This window comes from Bacillus sp. P4_E1 (genome assembly GCF_056401715.1).
In genome coordinates, this window is sequence record NZ_JBFUIV010000001.1 from 403,295 (window position 1) to 417,760 (window position 14,466).

Here is a 14,466-nt window from a genome sequence, read left to right on the forward strand (position 1 = left end):
ATTATTAAACTTAGGAGTGATCGTTTTCATGTGGGTATCACCAAGAATAACCGCCGTTGTCCCATCAGCTCCCTCAATACATGTTCCTGTCGTTCATACAGCTAGTTCTGATGTTGGTATCGAACTTCCTGCCGCTTGGCAACAATATCAATCGACTGACCAAGTCACCCCTTCATTTTGGCATCATGGTACACACCCGAGTAGTACTACTTTTTATGGCCCTAGTTATCCAATACCGCCAACTCAAATTTTTTATCATTTCCCATCAATTTACTTTCAAAATTTCTATGGTACTTTTAATATTTAAAAATAATATTACTCTTTATAATACAAAAAGCACCAAAGAAACCGTTTTTCCCGGTACCTTCGGTGCTTTTAAAATGCATTATTTATTGTCCATTATTGGAAGGAGCCTCTCCTGTGTTCCCGCCAGTAGTTGGTGGGGTTGGAGTTTCTTGGCCACCTCCAGTGGTTGGTGGATTTGGAGTTCCTTGACCACCTCCAGTGGTTGGTGGATTTGGAGTTCCTTGGCCACCTCCAGTGGTTGGCGGATTTGGAGTTCCTTGACCACCTCCAGTGGTTGGTGGATTTGGAGTTCCTTGGCCACCTCCAGTGGTTGGTGGATTTGGAGTTCCTTGGTCACCTCCATTAGTTGGTGGATTTGGAGTTCCTTGACCATTTCCATTGTTTTGTTCATTTTGCTTATTCTGTTCATCTTGTTTCTTTTGCTCTTCTTGCTTCTTTTGCTCTTCTTGCTTCTTAAGTTCATCTTGTTTCTTTTGCTCTTCTTGTTTCTTAAGTTCTTCCTGTTTCTTTAATTCCTCTTGATTTTTCTCTTCTTCAGTTTTTTGCTGTTGATCTTGTTTTGGTTGTTCCGTTGTATCCGGTACGCTAGTATTTGGAGATGAATCACGTTTTTCACCTTTTATACGCAATTCACTACCTTCTTGAATAACACTACTTGGCATTTTAAAGCGTGATTTATCTGTAGCCATCTCGCTCATCATTTCTTTAAAGATCAACTGTGCAATTTTCGTATTTTTACTACTAATATACTCGTCTTTACCATCTTTCGTATATCCAGTCCATACTGCCATCGTATATTGCGGTGTATATCCTGCAAACCAACTATCACGAGTTGCACTTTCTGGAATTCCATATTGTGCTAGTTGTTTTGAAGAATAGTTAGTTGTACCTGTTTTACCAGCTACATCTAAAGAGGCCACATTTGCCGATGTACCAGTACCTGATGTAACTACAGAACGAAGCATATCAGTAATCATATATGCTGTAGAATCCGCCATAACTGATTTTGGTTTTTGTCCAAAACTTTGTGACTTGCCGTCTGGATAAACTACTTTCTTAACAAAATGCGGCTTCGTATACTTACCGTCATTCCCAAATGCCGCATAAGCACCTGCAATTTCAGTTGGTGACGCTTCATTTGTACCGATCGCTGTTGATTCTGTCGGTGCTACATTAAATGTAATACCTAATTTCTCAGAGAACTCTTTCGATTTACTAATACCTACCTCTTTAGCTGTTTTAATAGCTGGGATATTACGTGACTTTGTTAGTGCTTCACGCATTGAGATTGGCCCTAAATGACTTCTATCTGCATTTCTAACTTCTTGGCCAGTTGAATACTTAAATGGAGAGTCATCAATTTGATGATACGTAGCCCATTTTAAATATTCAATTGCAGGAGCGTAATCAAAAATTGGTTTCATCGTTGAACCAGCTGCACGATCTAATTCAATCGCCATATTATGCCCTTTAAATACTGCTTTATTTTCACCGCGCCCACTACCTATAGCGCGAACTTCTCCAGTTTTCGTATCCATAAATGTGAAAGCACCTTGGAATTTATCATTTGGATAATTAATAATATTTGTATTCAAAATATTATCAGCTAATTTCTGTGCTTTTGGATCCAATGTTGTATAAATTTCTAAACCATCAGATCCAATATTAACATCTGGTATTTCCTTTTCTACTTCTTTCACTACTGCATCCATAAATGCAGTATATGGCATCGCTTGTAGTTCAGCTGCACTCTTAATATTTTTATCCACTGGTACTTTCGATGCTTCTTCCATTTCTGCCTTTGTAATATAACCATGTCTATTCATTAAGTTTAGTACAGTATTTCTTCTTTCTGTTGCCCTTTGAACATTTTCTTTTTTCGTTGGGTCATAGTTATTCGGTGCTTTTGGTAAGCCAGCTAGCATCGCAACTTCTGGTAATGTTAAATCTTTCAATTCTTTACCGTAGTAGTTTTGTGCTGCTGTTGCGATTCCATATGAACGGTTTCCTAAATTAATTTTATTTAAATACATCTCTAATATTTCATGTTTTGAATATTGTTGTTCTAGCTTATACGCTAAATATATTTCCTGAACCTTACGTTTTGACGTTTTTTCCATCGATAAGAAGTAGTTTTTAATAACTTGCTGCGTTATCGTACTACCACCTTGAGAGCCATAATCTCCCTTAAGACTAACTAAAACTGCACGAGCAGTACCTTTAAAATCTACTCCGCTATGCTCATAAAAACGCGAATCTTCTGTTGCTAAAAATGCATTTTCTACTAATTTTGGGATTTGATCATACGTAACATTCGTCCGCTTTTCTTTCCCATATTCATATACCAAATTCCCGTCTTTATCATAAATTTTTGAGGATAACGGATTAACAAGTTTTGCTTTCTCAAGTTTTGGTGCATCCTTAATCATTACGAAAAAGGTAGCAACCCCTGCCACTAAACCTACAATACCAAGTAGTAAACAACTGATTAAAAATTTACGAAAAAACGATGTTTTACCTTTTGGTTTTGTTTTTTTAGAAGCTGGCTGTTTTTTCTTTTGAACTTGTCGTCGCTCCTCTCGAGAACGATAATTTTCTGACATGTTACTTTCTCCTGCCTTTCAATTCTCCCGTTGATTTACTTGAAAATATTGAGGTCACTTTCCCAAATACATTTAATCAAGAAAGTATATTGACCTGGAGCATTCAATATTTTCCCAATTCACAGATTATACATTTTAGAATACTTCTTATACAAACTATTTTCACTTCTATTTTTTCTAATAATACTGCCCCTTAAAGCATAGAATGTAAGAAGTGAATTTTTAATACCTCGTATAAATAATATACCTTTTTTTCAAATGGTCAATATTTTCTTATTTATAAATCAAAGGTGAAATAAAAATAGCACAACGATATGTACTTCGTGTGAACTTCCTTATAATTACGTATAACAAACATTTAATATATTGCATATAAGTATAATACTCCTTTAATTATTAGGATTTCAACACGACAATCCCCTTCTCTACAAGAAACCATCTAAAATGAAAAATAAGGAGTTGCGTAATGATGAAGCTATCTCCCGTTATTTCAAAAAAATTAGTTGCTGTTGGCTATAATCCTTTTTCTATGATTTTACGTATTCAACTAAAGAATGGTATGTATGATTTCTTTAATGTGCCAGAAAGCATTTACACCGGTTTATTAAATGCACACTCTAAAAGTTATTATCATAATACTTATATTAAAAATTCTTACCGCTATACTAAAATTTAAACTTGATTGGCATACAAAAAAGAAAGGCGAATCAAATCCCCTTTCTTTTTTGTATGTCAATCGCAATTTACCTTCTATTTCTTTTATTAATTTCATCATACGCTTGAACTTGTTTTTTAAGTCGCCTGTCGGCTTTTTTATCATGTACGACAAGAACTGCGTGTATCGCTCCTGGAACCCAAAAAATTAAGGTTAAAATGAAATTAATAATCGCTTGAAACGGCTTTCCGCAAAATAAAACAGCTACCGGCGGAAGTAAAATTGCTAATAAGTACATCATGTCTGAAAAACTCCTTAATGTTTATTTTTCGATTCTTCCCCATCCATCTCCTACACTATCAAACCTATGAAATCATGTTATTTCTAAAAGCGTATATAAGAACTCATCATTACAAAAATCACATATAATAGTATAACTAAATGAGGAACCTCTCACTAACGTTAACAAGTTATTTTCACCTGTTCGTTTATATGTATATTCTACGCCTATATGAAAAAGCCTACAAAAACAATTAACACATCCATCTTGTCCTACTTCTAAAATTGAAATACTCCAAACTTCATTGAAATGAGTATTTCATCACCTTTTCTTAGATTCCAATCGTTGTTCCTCTACTATTTCGGTTAATCCAATTGCTGAAATTACAGTACCTATCGCCTGTATCCAAATACCTATTAGCCCTATTATACGTTGATCTTCTTTATCTATATTACTGTCTTCTTTTCCCTTTTCTTCTTTTGGTATATTTTTAATACCTTCATATGCTTGTAATCCCGCACCTAAACTTTGCATTGAATTCCCTAATACGATAATCCACTGTATTCCATTTATCTCATTCAATGCTACTTCTACTCCTAAAAAAGCGCCAATTGATTGCAAACTATTTCCAGTAATTATAAGGAAATCATTTTCTTTCATTTGTTCATTGAGATTAAAATACGTTCCTATTACATTTGAAATATTACCTAAAGCTAATAACTCAATCCCCGTTTTCGCTAGCGCTTTATTTTTATTATCTATAGTTACCTCTTGCTTCTCACATTTATCTTCATCTTTCGCATCATTAGTTGCTATAATTTGTAATATATATCCGAGAGCTTGTAATGAACTCCCTACAATTACGAGATCCGACTCAATCTTTTCTTCCCCTGCAAACCCTCTAGTTGTTCCAATTGCTGCTATAAGATTTCCTCCTACTTGAAACCAGGCACCTGTCAATTCTAAATCGCGTAGGTTCATTTCCCATCACCTATATTTAAATTTTCTAGTACATTCAAAACAAACAAATATCACCTTTAATTCATTATTCTATTTTTCATATGTAATTTTGTGCATCACATAATGTACTAATAATACAAAAAAGCACCTTTCAGGCGCTCTTTTTGACAAGGAGTTTCTCAATGAATGTATGCCGGACATGTCAATGACTCACCGTTTTTATCTATTGATATATTTAATATATAATGAATTGCTTTATGTGACCACATTTCAGGTGTAGGAGATTCTTTTACATATTGAGGTGCACATAAGTGAAGCATTGGAGTGCTAATACTGCCACCTGGATCTAAAGCAACTACTGCCATACCATTTGGCAGTTCCATTGCCATTGACTGCGTGATACCTTCAACAGCAAACTTCGAGGCACAATATGGCGCAAGTTCAGCCTCGCCTTCTCTTCCCCAACTAGAGCTCATGTTAATAATAATTCCTTCTTTCCTAGCTATCATCGCCGGGACGAACGCCCTAATGACATTTACTACCCCGTTCACATTTACACTCATTACACTTTCAAATTCTTGTGCGGTAACTTTCCATAGAGGTGCATTTTGATTAACAATCGATGCATTATTTATTAACATATCGGGAGCCCTATACTTATTAAGAATACGACTTGCCCATTTACTAACTTGGTGATGATTTGAAACATCAATTATTTGAAAATCATGTGAAGCACCGTAATATTTATTAAGCTCTTCAATTTTATTTTTTGAGCGTCCACACCCTGCTATGTTCCACCCCAATTCATGAAACCTATCAACCATTGCACGTCCTAACCCTTGCGTTACTCCAGTAATAATTACAAGTTTCCCAATGTCGTTTCGCTCCAACTTCATCTCCTCCTTTCCATTAATATTACTCTTTTTATTCTTATTCAACTTCTCACTTAAGTATCAATTCATTTCATACTTTAGAAGTATTTTTGATATTACATATTACAAACAAAAAGAGTAACCATCATAGTTACTCTTTTTGTTTGTATCGTTATTATTTTTAAATTGTATCTTCTATTCCCTACATTTCTCACATCGATAAATATAGGTTACACCTTAATGAAAGTATATTTATGTTTACGGTTCGATTTATCCAAATACTTTTCAATCCACTTTTTCAACTTAACAGAGCCCACCTCTATCAATAAATTTCCACCTAGTCTTATAACATACTTTTATTTAAATTCTCAATCTCATTTTGCAACTTTTTAAATTGCTCAAAATGCATTGTTATAGATTGAATACTATTCCTTTCAACATTTTGCTTTACTAATAAAACGCCTGTATCGTGAAAAATTGCTTCAAGTTCTTTCCTTATAGATACTTTCGTAATATATGCGGTTTTAATTGCCGATAAAATTGCTATTTCATTAAACTTTAATTTTATTTCATTAGGACAAAATGCTTTTTCGATCAATGTGACATCATTACTATAAATATAAGCAATAAGTTTACTTGATTCTGCATCTGTTAAATCCACTGTTTTTATAACATTATCCATTACATTTCGCCTCCTTTAATTCCATATATATTAATTATTCGAATTTATTCTTTTTAAAATTCAGCTCTTCATTAATTTTAACATACTTTTTGCTCGATTGATTAAACAAAGCTTCAAACATTTTTCTATTCCGGAATATTTGTCAAATGAACCAATTAGACTATACCTTCATATAGTAATGCAAACAATTACTTATAAAGCAGGTGAAAATTATGCCCTCAGTTGTTGGGAATTTAGTTGTACAAAATAGTAACGGATCTTTCAACTTAGGTGATTTCTACAATGTTTCTCCAAAAGAGAATACGAAAGCTTATAACGGCTCTGGCGCATCTAACGTTGGTTTCGTAGTGAACACTTTTAGTGGGGTTAGCGCGACTAATACATTTGATTCTGATCTAGCAGATCAAAACCAAGTTGGTACGGCCTAACCAGATCTGTAATCATTTTTGTATAACATTTTAAAATTTGTCTATACTATACTCAGGCTGATACACAGCTATCATTGATTTTTTGAGTGCCAATCTTTTTCTCCCTTTCCCTGGGACTAAGCAGCTAGCTTGTAGCTAGCTTCTTTTTCATTTAGTTCTTCACCTCTTCAAAAAATTAGGTTTTAACAGGTAGCCTGACTCACAGCCGAATTTTGAGGTGTGAATCTGCCTGTCCGTAAATAGCTAGATAAATTAAAGAAGCTAAACTTCAAAATTCAGCTTCTTTTAGGTTACATCAATTATGTCCATTGCAGAAAATATATATGTTTTATAAAATGCATCTGTACATTTTACAATTTGTTGAATTGGATTTATATGAACCACTGTCATATAACTCGTAAGTATGTATCCTTCTTCAAAATATGTCACTAACATCTCTTCTTCAGACAATAATGAAGTTAATAATTTGTCTGAAATGCTGTCTTTCGCTTCATTTGTTATTAGCGGTCTTTGGACTTTTAATTTCTCTCCAATAATTTTTTTCATACTTAATAATTGTTCCGACATTACTGTAAACGGAACCCACTCTCTTCCTTTTTCCTGTATCTTTACATAATTCATTTTCTTTACTCCTCAATTTTCTATATCTATCCATTCTTGAACTACCCCACTTTCACTTCGTTTAGAAGTGGGGGATTCCTAAGTAAAGAGTTCTATCGAACTCTAATTTATTAGGCTATCTCCGCAGCCCTTGCGGTTAGAAGCCTTATCGCTTCATTCTTTATCCATCTCTTATTTATACGTAGCGTAGCTTTCCAATTCAAAACTATTTATGAATTTGTAGACATCTCCACTTCGAAAGAACATTCGTTCTAATTATACACGAACGAACGTTCTTACGGAAGTGCAACATGTAAATTTTTCAAACAAAATGCAACTTTAATATATGAAGTTTATTCATACTCATTTATTACTCCCTTTTATTAATCAAATTTCTTTGCACTTCCTATCGCATCATAGAATACGTGTAGCAACAATAAAAGCGACTCCACCTAATGTGAAGCCGCTTTTATTGAACTAATTATATTTCTAATTTTACTTTTCTATCCTAACTAACGTTCTTTCTGGAATACAAATTTCAGCTATATCTCATTAACCATCCTTCAACAAAAGCATACACTTTTATTATGAACGAACTCACAAAGCTTTAGAAACTTATGATGTAAAACAATTCATTCCTCATAAGTTTCATACATATCGACAATTACTACCATTTATCCTGCTATTTGTAGGCAGTAAGATTCACACTCATCAATTTTTCACTTTCTTTATTGAATATGCTTGGGTTGCATTATAATATGTAATTCTCTCTCTGTTTCTGTTTTTTTCGGATTCCGATAATATTCCAGTTTATATTCTAATACTTCATACTCAACCATCCCAATCTTTATCCCTTTTGTTTCTTTTAATACAGCTAATAGAACGCTTATATTTTCATTAGATGATTCAAAAATTTTCCCTCCGCCTTCTCTCTTAAAAATAACTTTCATATATTCTCCCCCAAATTAATTTAATAATCTAGTAAATATAAAAATATTCATCCTATTTTAATAAAGTGAAGGCTAATAATCAGTGGGGTTTTACGAGCAGTAAGACTCCCACAAATAGCGGGATAAATAATTCTTATCATCATTAAGAACATCCTTTTGTACTAAATGTTCAACATGTCACTTCCTATAAAGTTAATTTATACTCCAATAAATATGATATGTACCATTCTTTAAATTATGTCCTCAATTCACTCTCCAAGAAAATATATTTAGTTTATATTTAACAAAATTAATTAACTAAAACATTATCATTTCAACATTTTGCGAATTTAATTGCTTATTCCTTTTATCTACATCCAAATTTTCCTATTGTAATTCTTAATATTTAAATGTAATATTGTATTGTCTTACTATCTATTTATAACTCACACACTAACGCGAAAAGGGAACTCTATATGAGTTCCCTTTTCTATTGAAAACAAAAAAACAGAAATATAGCATTATGCTAAATCTCTGTTTTTCTTCTAAACCTTATTTCTCATCTAAGAATTTAAATGTATCTTTAAATTCTTTATCTGTTACTTTAATATCTGCTTCTTTCAATAGATCATTGATTACTTGTTGTTTCCATTTACCTGTCGCATCTTGCAGTCTTTGTTGTTCTAAATCTTTTCGAATCGTATCTTTTACTTCATCAAATGGTTTCAATTCTTTTTTATCCGTCACTTTTATTATATGATAACCATAAGATGTTTTTATTGGCTCACTTACTTGTCCTGCATCTAATTTATACGCAGCTTCCTCAAACTCTTTCACAGTTTGACCAGGAGCAAAACCAGCTATTTCTCCGCCCTGTTCCTTTGAACCAGTATCTTCCGAATACTGTTTCGCTAAAGCAGTAAAATCTTCACCATTATTTATTTTCTCTTTTACTTCTTTCGCAGTTTTTTCATCTTTCACTAAAATGTGACTTACCTTCATTTCAGGTTTATGGTTATCTTTCACATCTTTATCTGTGACAGTCGCTCTAATCGCTTTCTCAAGTGCAATTTCTGGCTTCATTCTCTCTTTTAATTCATCTTCATTCTTTAATCCTACTTGCTCTAAAGCCACTTTAAACTTGTCACCCATTTGTTCCTTCGCTGCTTCTACTTGTTTTTTAGCTTCTTCATCTGAAACTTTATATTTATCTAGCAATGCCTTATTTAACATCATTTGAGATAAAGTACTTTTTCCATATGTTTGCCTTAATTCTTTACTTAACTCTTTCTCTGTCACGTTTCCTACTTTTGATGTTGCAACATTTTCTGAGGAACCACACGCAGACAATGTTAGCGCCACACATGCAATAATAGTTCCCATAAATAGCTTTTTCTTTTTCAATTCAAATACCTCACTTTGATAAATGTATATTAGGAACTATACAGCGCTATTGTGAAATCAATGTGTTTTCTGCAAGTATTTCTCTTCATGCCAGAGACAAGCTTTATTAAATAAAAAAGCCGGCATAAATCCGACTTTTAACATCATTTAATCTGCACATGTTCTTCTTTGATCCATTTGTTCCCACCTATATCTATATATCCATCTTGACGATTCCAAATACGATAAGGAACCCTCCCATCGACCGCACCTGTATCATTCCCGTTTGGCCCATCGTACGTTCTAATTTCATATCCAGGTGTATACTTTGAATATGCATAAAACCATTGTACATTAAAATGTTCTAACTTAGCCCACTGTTGTTCACCACCTAAACAAATCATATCTTTTTCGCCACCTCCCCAATAACCTTTATAGATTAAATATGGGATTTTTTTCGTAAGTCTTCCTATAAATTGCGGATTCGCAGGATTTTCATATAAATTAATGCCGTATCCATCATCATATTTTGAAACTGCAATACCAATTCCATTTGGTCGCTTACTGTCTCCAATACTAGATTGATTTGTTTGATTTGAACCTTTAAACCAAGAAAGATTTTTATTCCCAATTAATTGATTCAAATCACATTTCCCAATACCAGGAACATTTCCTGAATCAGTATATTGCCAAATATCACAAGGATATGCTGGTTTATTCCCTCCATAACGAGGAATCCAAATAAAATCAGCATCAATATTGCGAGCTCCAAATGATACATACGTGTGATGTCCTACATATAAACCAATTTTTTTTGCACCTAATCGGCGTAATTCATCAATAAATGCTTGAGTCCCGCCTTGCATATCTATCATTGTTTGAACTTCTACATCTGCCACCCAAAATTTAGCGTTTTTATCGCCACGATTCCAAAAATCTTGTGCTTCTTTTTTTGCATCTGAAATAGATATAAAACGGCAAAATGCATAATTCCCAAATGGGATACTACGTTTCTTCATTTCTTTCACATAACCTTGATACATAAAATCGATCGTATTCGAACCATCTTGAACTCTAGCAATAACTAAATCTAGCTGAGACGCTGCAATATCCCAATTAATATTTCCATTCCATTTCGAAATATCTACAATATAACCCATTACTAATCAACTCCTTTTTATTATCTTATTCAAAGCTTGTTTTATTGCTAGACCCATACGCCTAATAGCAAGCTTCTATAAGACAAATAAATATATTTTCATCATTTTTTAAAACTAAATAATTTCTTTTTATCCATAATAAATAAGTCCTTCTTTTTTTGCATTTGTAAAAGATAAACTTGCGTTTATTTCATACTAAATATTGGAATAAAACTATAAATAATGTACATACTACATATAAGCAATTTTTGCTTATACTCATGAATGACCTCCAAGATTTTTCAATCTCCCTGTAAAAAGGCAGCTAAAAAAAGCTGCCTTTTTACAATTTATTATATAGAGACAAGTTAATTAACGCTTATTCCCTCATATTAGTCTGTTTTTAAGCTTTTTATAAACATGATATATATTTTTTCACAACACTATTTTGATACGTAATAGAAATTACATCAACTTATACAGTATATGTAATAATCAACTACAATAAAAATTACATATTATATTAATATGTCTTCCTAATTAAAAGGAAATAAACATATAACCTCTGTTATGTAAGGAGTTTATTTAATGAAAAAAATCCCTATCGTATTCAAAGTTCCCCCGAATTCAAAGCTAAAAGTTACATTCTATGGTCCTTGTAACGAAGTAATTACAAATGTATCTTTAATTAATCAACTACTCACCACTACCTGCCAAACTGTATCTCAATATCCAGACTTCAAGAAATATATAACTGAAGTCCGATCATTATCAAATTGTTAATCGTATAATTTTATGATTTATCATTTCGAACAGTACGATAACAAAATAATAAAAAGAGCCGCATCTTTCAAAAGAAACGGCTCTTTTTCATTTCACAAAACATGACTTCATTAAAAAACTAAAATAACTCATTAATTGATATTCTGTTGATATTTTACACATATTAATGAAATGCGCATATATTATCGTATGGAGATTCTCCACTCATAAAACCTATCTTTTTTTGAGCATACTTTATTTGTATGCTCCTTTTTTATTCTTTACTTAACGGCTTACCCTGTTAATATTTCCAAATATCATCTGAACGAACATTGAATATTTCAATCTTTTCTTATTATGTGCTATAAATATAAGTTTAATAATTTATCTGTAGCTACATTTTCAGTATCACTTAAATCGACAAAATAATGAAGTTGCCACAATTGACTCTTCTTAGCTTGATTACTAATAGGTTTATCCCAAATAGGGTAAACCCTCATAGCCATTTTCCCTTTTTGATTTTGAGTTTTTAATATTTTTTCTTTTAGAAGAATCTCTTTTGGAAAAATAAATTGTCCTAGGTTATTATCCGCTATACAAGTGATAACTAAAAGGTTAGGCGCTGAATCATAAGAAAATGCCTGATTGCTCATGGAGGCATTCTTCTCCCAAAAAGAAACAAATTGTCCAATCTTATTAGGCGTAATTTTTGATACCCTAAATCGGATGCTTCTATTATTTAGCTGGAATACCCCTCCTGCATATTCTGAATTTTGCTTTTCTTCTTTTCGTTTAGTAATTAATAGATTATTAGGTTTGTAAATCATTTCATCTAGTTTTTCAATTATATTACTAAAATTTGTCATGTAAACGCACCTTTTTTATTTTCCAGTATACCAAGAACGTTCGTTCTTGTATATTAAACTTAAACAAATGTTGGCTTTGAATAGTCTTTCAAAGATTATTTTATCTACTCCATCCATAACTTCAAATTTACTTTTATAGTATTTATTACATTACTCTTCCAATTCCTTATATTCTTCATTATTTCATTAATATATTAATAAAAAACGAGGTACATATTACATGAATCCACCCAAAATTGACTTCGGCTCCATAGAGCAACCTTTATTCCTATTAATTTTATATCTTATCGCAATTCTTTTAACACTCGGCATTACATTTAGTATATGTCATTCCCTTTTACTAAATTTAAATGCACCGAGATGGGTAGCAAAACTGTTAGCTATCATATTAACTCTAGGTGTTGCTTATCAAGTGTTTATGAACTTATTTTAATATATTACCAATTTAACACCTTTAACTAAAAGGCCCTACCATAAGGTAGGGCCTTTTTTTAAAAAATAGTCCATAAATCACAAACATGTTTTTTATTTTATTGGAGATGGGAATCTTGCAGCTTCAAAATGCGTACTAATAAATCCTGGATCATTTTGTATAATCAGTCCATCTACATCACTCTCAGCAAAAATTTCAACTACATCTCCTGCATGTAATTGAAGTATTGTTGAAACAGCTACGACATTTGCAAAATTGGGTGGACCAAAAAAGTCATTATCTATCGCTATAGCTGGATTATCATTTACCCGAATTTCTACACGCGCTCTATAATTCGTATTACTATCATTAGGTGCAAAGCTGATTGTACCAATAATAGAATAAACCCCTCTAGTCTTCGGAATAAAATCTGATGTTACTGGATTATATTCATTCGCTAAATCAAACTGTTCATTTTGGAATAATACTTTAACAAAAGTATTTGCAGTGACATTTTGATCTACTGTACTAACCGCTCTAAATGCAGATGCCCTTACAAGTTTATCTTTCTCATTATCACAACACTTATCGTAATAATCTGTACTCTTCTTACAACAAGTATGCTTTGTCTTTTTATAGCCATTGCAATGCTTACAATAATAATAAGACATATTTATATCCCCTTTCTAAATCTATTGTTGTATACTATGCAAAATAAATTTAAAAAGTTTGGACGAGCTATTGCTATTATGAAATTAAAAAACTCCACCGAAAAGCAGAGTTAATAAATTTTTTTCTTTTTAATATTTATACAATTGGAGATGGGAATCTTGCAGCCTCAAAATGAGAACCGTCTTCTGTACTACTAATAACCCCATCTATACTACTTTGTGCAAAAATCTCGACAATATCACCTGCATGTAATTGAAGTATTGTTGAAACACTTACGACATTACCGAAATTTATCGGACCAAAAAAGTCGTTATCTATAGCAATTGCCGCATTTCCATTCACTCGAACTTCTACACGCGCTCTATAATTTAAATTTGTATCGTTCGGAAAGAAACCAATCGTCCCAATTACGGAATAAACTCCTCTAGTCTTCGGAGTAAAATCTGATGTTGCTCGGTTATATTCGTTCGCTAAATCAAATTGTTCATTTTGAAATAATACTTTAACAAAAGTATTAGCTGGAAGGTTTTGATTAACTGTATTTACAGCTCTAAATGCAGATGCTCTTACAAGGTTATTCTCCTTATGATCGCAAGAACAGTCATCACATCTTTTACCGCACTTATTATAATAATCACTTCTTTTTTTACAGCAATCATGATTTTTCTTTTGGTAACTCTCACAATTCTTACAGTAGTAATAACAAGACATATATAGTGCTCCTTTCTAATCTACTACTGCATAATATGTATGCTAGACTTGAAAAGTTTGGACAGGTTATTGCGATTACAAAAATAAAAATGCTCCACCATAAGGCAGAGCGAAGAGAAAGTATAACTTTTAAAAACAAAGCACTCATGTAATATTCTGGTTAAATCAGTAATACAAATTATCTAGTTTCATCAACTCGGATTTTC

Annotated in this window: 17 protein-coding genes; 5 read left to right on the plus strand and 12 right to left on the minus strand. The window is 32.5% G+C overall.

Annotated features, from left to right (window positions below; translation table 11 throughout):
- Positions 1–28: 28 nt before the first annotated feature.
- Entirely contained in the window at positions 29–307 is a 279-nt protein-coding gene (locus tag AC1DS7_RS01930; protein ID WP_002085760.1) for a hypothetical protein, read from the plus strand.
- 82 nt (positions 308–389) lie between these two features.
- Here the strand turns inward: AC1DS7_RS01930 and AC1DS7_RS01935 are convergent, their stop codons facing one another.
- A complete protein-coding gene (locus tag AC1DS7_RS01935; protein ID WP_012260900.1) occupies positions 390–2,909 on the minus strand; it encodes a PBP1A family penicillin-binding protein in 2,520 nt (839 codons plus the stop codon).
- Between the two features lie 466 nt (positions 2,910–3,375).
- Here AC1DS7_RS01935 and AC1DS7_RS01940 point away from each other — a divergent pair, with 466 nt between their 5' ends.
- Positions 3,376–3,585: a KTSC domain-containing protein gene (locus AC1DS7_RS01940; RefSeq protein ID WP_002085762.1), complete on the plus strand. Its 210-nt coding sequence runs from the start codon at positions 3,376–3,378 to the stop codon at positions 3,583–3,585.
- 67 nt (positions 3,586–3,652) lie between these two features.
- Here the strand turns inward: AC1DS7_RS01940 and AC1DS7_RS01945 are convergent, their stop codons facing one another.
- The 4 genes from AC1DS7_RS01945 to AC1DS7_RS01960 form a co-directional block, all read right to left on the minus strand.
- The gene (locus AC1DS7_RS01945) at positions 3,653–3,865 is read right to left on the minus strand and encodes a YqaE/Pmp3 family membrane protein (RefSeq protein ID WP_002085763.1); all 213 of its coding nucleotides are present in this window, start codon (positions 3,863–3,865) and stop codon (positions 3,653–3,655) included.
- 300 nt (positions 3,866–4,165) lie between these two features.
- Positions 4,166–4,825, minus strand: a complete 660-nt coding sequence (locus tag AC1DS7_RS01950) for a DUF6944 family repetitive protein (RefSeq protein ID WP_002035373.1) — start codon at positions 4,823–4,825, stop codon at positions 4,166–4,168.
- A 158-nt stretch (positions 4,826–4,983) separates the two neighbouring features.
- Complete coding sequence (locus tag AC1DS7_RS01955) at positions 4,984–5,694, minus strand: SDR family oxidoreductase (RefSeq protein ID WP_002085764.1); 711 nt, start codon at positions 5,692–5,694, stop codon at positions 4,984–4,986.
- A 325-nt stretch (positions 5,695–6,019) separates the two neighbouring features.
- Positions 6,020–6,358: a hypothetical protein gene (locus AC1DS7_RS01960; RefSeq protein ID WP_002031841.1), complete on the minus strand. Its 339-nt coding sequence runs from the start codon at positions 6,356–6,358 to the stop codon at positions 6,020–6,022.
- 212 nt (positions 6,359–6,570) lie between these two features.
- Between AC1DS7_RS01960 and gerPF the strand changes: the two genes are divergently transcribed.
- Positions 6,571–6,786, plus strand: coding sequence for a spore germination protein GerPF (gene gerPF, locus AC1DS7_RS01965; protein ID WP_001141569.1), 216 nt, complete (start codon positions 6,571–6,573; stop codon positions 6,784–6,786).
- A 285-nt stretch (positions 6,787–7,071) separates the two neighbouring features.
- On the opposite strand, the gene AC1DS7_RS01970 is transcribed toward gerPF, so the two are convergent.
- The 4 genes from AC1DS7_RS01970 to AC1DS7_RS01985 all read right to left on the minus strand — a co-directional run bounded on the left by AC1DS7_RS01970 (position 7,072) and on the right by AC1DS7_RS01985 (position 10,858).
- The gene (locus AC1DS7_RS01970) at positions 7,072–7,407 is read right to left on the minus strand and encodes a YolD-like family protein (RefSeq protein ID WP_002085766.1); all 336 of its coding nucleotides are present in this window, start codon (positions 7,405–7,407) and stop codon (positions 7,072–7,074) included.
- A 707-nt stretch (positions 7,408–8,114) separates the two neighbouring features.
- Entirely contained in the window at positions 8,115–8,336 is a 222-nt protein-coding gene (locus tag AC1DS7_RS01975) for a hypothetical protein (RefSeq protein WP_002012623.1), read from the minus strand.
- Positions 8,337–8,867: 531 nt separating this feature from the next.
- On the minus strand, positions 8,868–9,719 hold the full coding sequence (locus tag AC1DS7_RS01980; protein WP_002031835.1) for a peptidylprolyl isomerase PrsA: 852 nt from the start codon (positions 9,717–9,719) through the stop codon (positions 8,868–8,870).
- A 143-nt stretch (positions 9,720–9,862) separates the two neighbouring features.
- Positions 9,863–10,858: a glycoside hydrolase family 25 protein gene (locus AC1DS7_RS01985; RefSeq protein WP_476998742.1), complete on the minus strand. Its 996-nt coding sequence runs from the start codon at positions 10,856–10,858 to the stop codon at positions 9,863–9,865.
- A 567-nt stretch (positions 10,859–11,425) separates the two neighbouring features.
- Here AC1DS7_RS01985 and AC1DS7_RS01990 point away from each other — a divergent pair.
- Positions 11,426–11,620 (plus strand): hypothetical protein, encoded by a 195-nt coding sequence (locus AC1DS7_RS01990; protein ID WP_002189528.1) that lies wholly within the window; start codon positions 11,426–11,428, stop codon positions 11,618–11,620.
- Between the two features lie 341 nt (positions 11,621–11,961).
- Here AC1DS7_RS01990 and AC1DS7_RS01995 read toward each other — a convergent pair whose 3' ends face one another.
- Positions 11,962–12,465, minus strand: coding sequence for a MepB family protein (locus AC1DS7_RS01995; protein ID WP_476998743.1), 504 nt, complete (start codon positions 12,463–12,465; stop codon positions 11,962–11,964).
- A 220-nt stretch (positions 12,466–12,685) separates the two neighbouring features.
- On the opposite strand from AC1DS7_RS01995, the gene AC1DS7_RS02000 reads away from it, so the two are divergent.
- Positions 12,686–12,898, plus strand: coding sequence for a hypothetical protein (locus AC1DS7_RS02000; RefSeq protein ID WP_098634971.1), 213 nt, complete (start codon positions 12,686–12,688; stop codon positions 12,896–12,898).
- Between the two features lie 92 nt (positions 12,899–12,990).
- On the opposite strand, the gene AC1DS7_RS02005 is transcribed toward AC1DS7_RS02000, so the two are convergent.
- A complete protein-coding gene (locus AC1DS7_RS02005; protein ID WP_002065254.1) occupies positions 12,991–13,548 on the minus strand; it encodes a hypothetical protein in 558 nt (185 codons plus the stop codon).
- Between the two features lie 136 nt (positions 13,549–13,684).
- Positions 13,685–14,260, minus strand: coding sequence for a C1q-like domain-containing protein (locus AC1DS7_RS02010; protein ID WP_305927469.1), 576 nt, complete (start codon positions 14,258–14,260; stop codon positions 13,685–13,687).
- Positions 14,261–14,466: the final 206 nt, after the last annotated feature.

Coding starts and splice junctions, on each gene's coding strand:
- AC1DS7_RS01945 (WP_002085763.1), bottom strand. CDS start 3,865: ATGATGTACTTATTAGCAATTTTACTTCCGCCGGTAGCTGTTTTATTT.
- AC1DS7_RS02010 (WP_305927469.1), bottom strand. CDS start 14,260: ATGTCTTGTTATTACTACTGTAAGAATTGTGAGAGTTACCAAAAGAAA.
- AC1DS7_RS01970 (WP_002085766.1), bottom strand. CDS start 7,407: ATGAATTATGTAAAGATACAGGAAAAAGGAAGAGAGTGGGTTCCGTTT.
- gerPF (WP_001141569.1), top strand. CDS start 6,571: ATGCCCTCAGTTGTTGGGAATTTAGTTGTACAAAATAGTAACGGATCT.
- AC1DS7_RS01995 (WP_476998743.1), bottom strand. CDS start 12,465: ATGACAAATTTTAGTAATATAATTGAAAAACTAGATGAAATGATTTAC.
- AC1DS7_RS01985 (WP_476998742.1), bottom strand. CDS start 10,858: ATGGGTTATATTGTAGATATTTCGAAATGGAATGGAAATATTAATTGG.
- AC1DS7_RS01930 (WP_002085760.1), top strand. CDS start 29: ATGTGGGTATCACCAAGAATAACCGCCGTTGTCCCATCAGCTCCCTCA.
- AC1DS7_RS01975 (WP_002012623.1), bottom strand. CDS start 8,336: ATGAAAGTTATTTTTAAGAGAGAAGGCGGAGGGAAAATTTTTGAATCA.
- AC1DS7_RS01940 (WP_002085762.1), top strand. CDS start 3,376: ATGATGAAGCTATCTCCCGTTATTTCAAAAAAATTAGTTGCTGTTGGC.
- AC1DS7_RS01960 (WP_002031841.1), bottom strand. CDS start 6,358: ATGGATAATGTTATAAAAACAGTGGATTTAACAGATGCAGAATCAAGT.
- AC1DS7_RS01935 (WP_012260900.1), bottom strand. CDS start 2,909: ATGTCAGAAAATTATCGTTCTCGAGAGGAGCGACGACAAGTTCAAAAG.
- AC1DS7_RS02000 (WP_098634971.1), top strand. CDS start 12,686: ATGAATCCACCCAAAATTGACTTCGGCTCCATAGAGCAACCTTTATTC.
- AC1DS7_RS02005 (WP_002065254.1), bottom strand. CDS start 13,548: ATGTCTTATTATTATTGTAAGCATTGCAATGGCTATAAAAAGACAAAG.
- AC1DS7_RS01990 (WP_002189528.1), top strand. CDS start 11,426: ATGAAAAAAATCCCTATCGTATTCAAAGTTCCCCCGAATTCAAAGCTA.
- AC1DS7_RS01950 (WP_002035373.1), bottom strand. CDS start 4,825: ATGAACCTACGCGATTTAGAATTGACAGGTGCCTGGTTTCAAGTAGGA.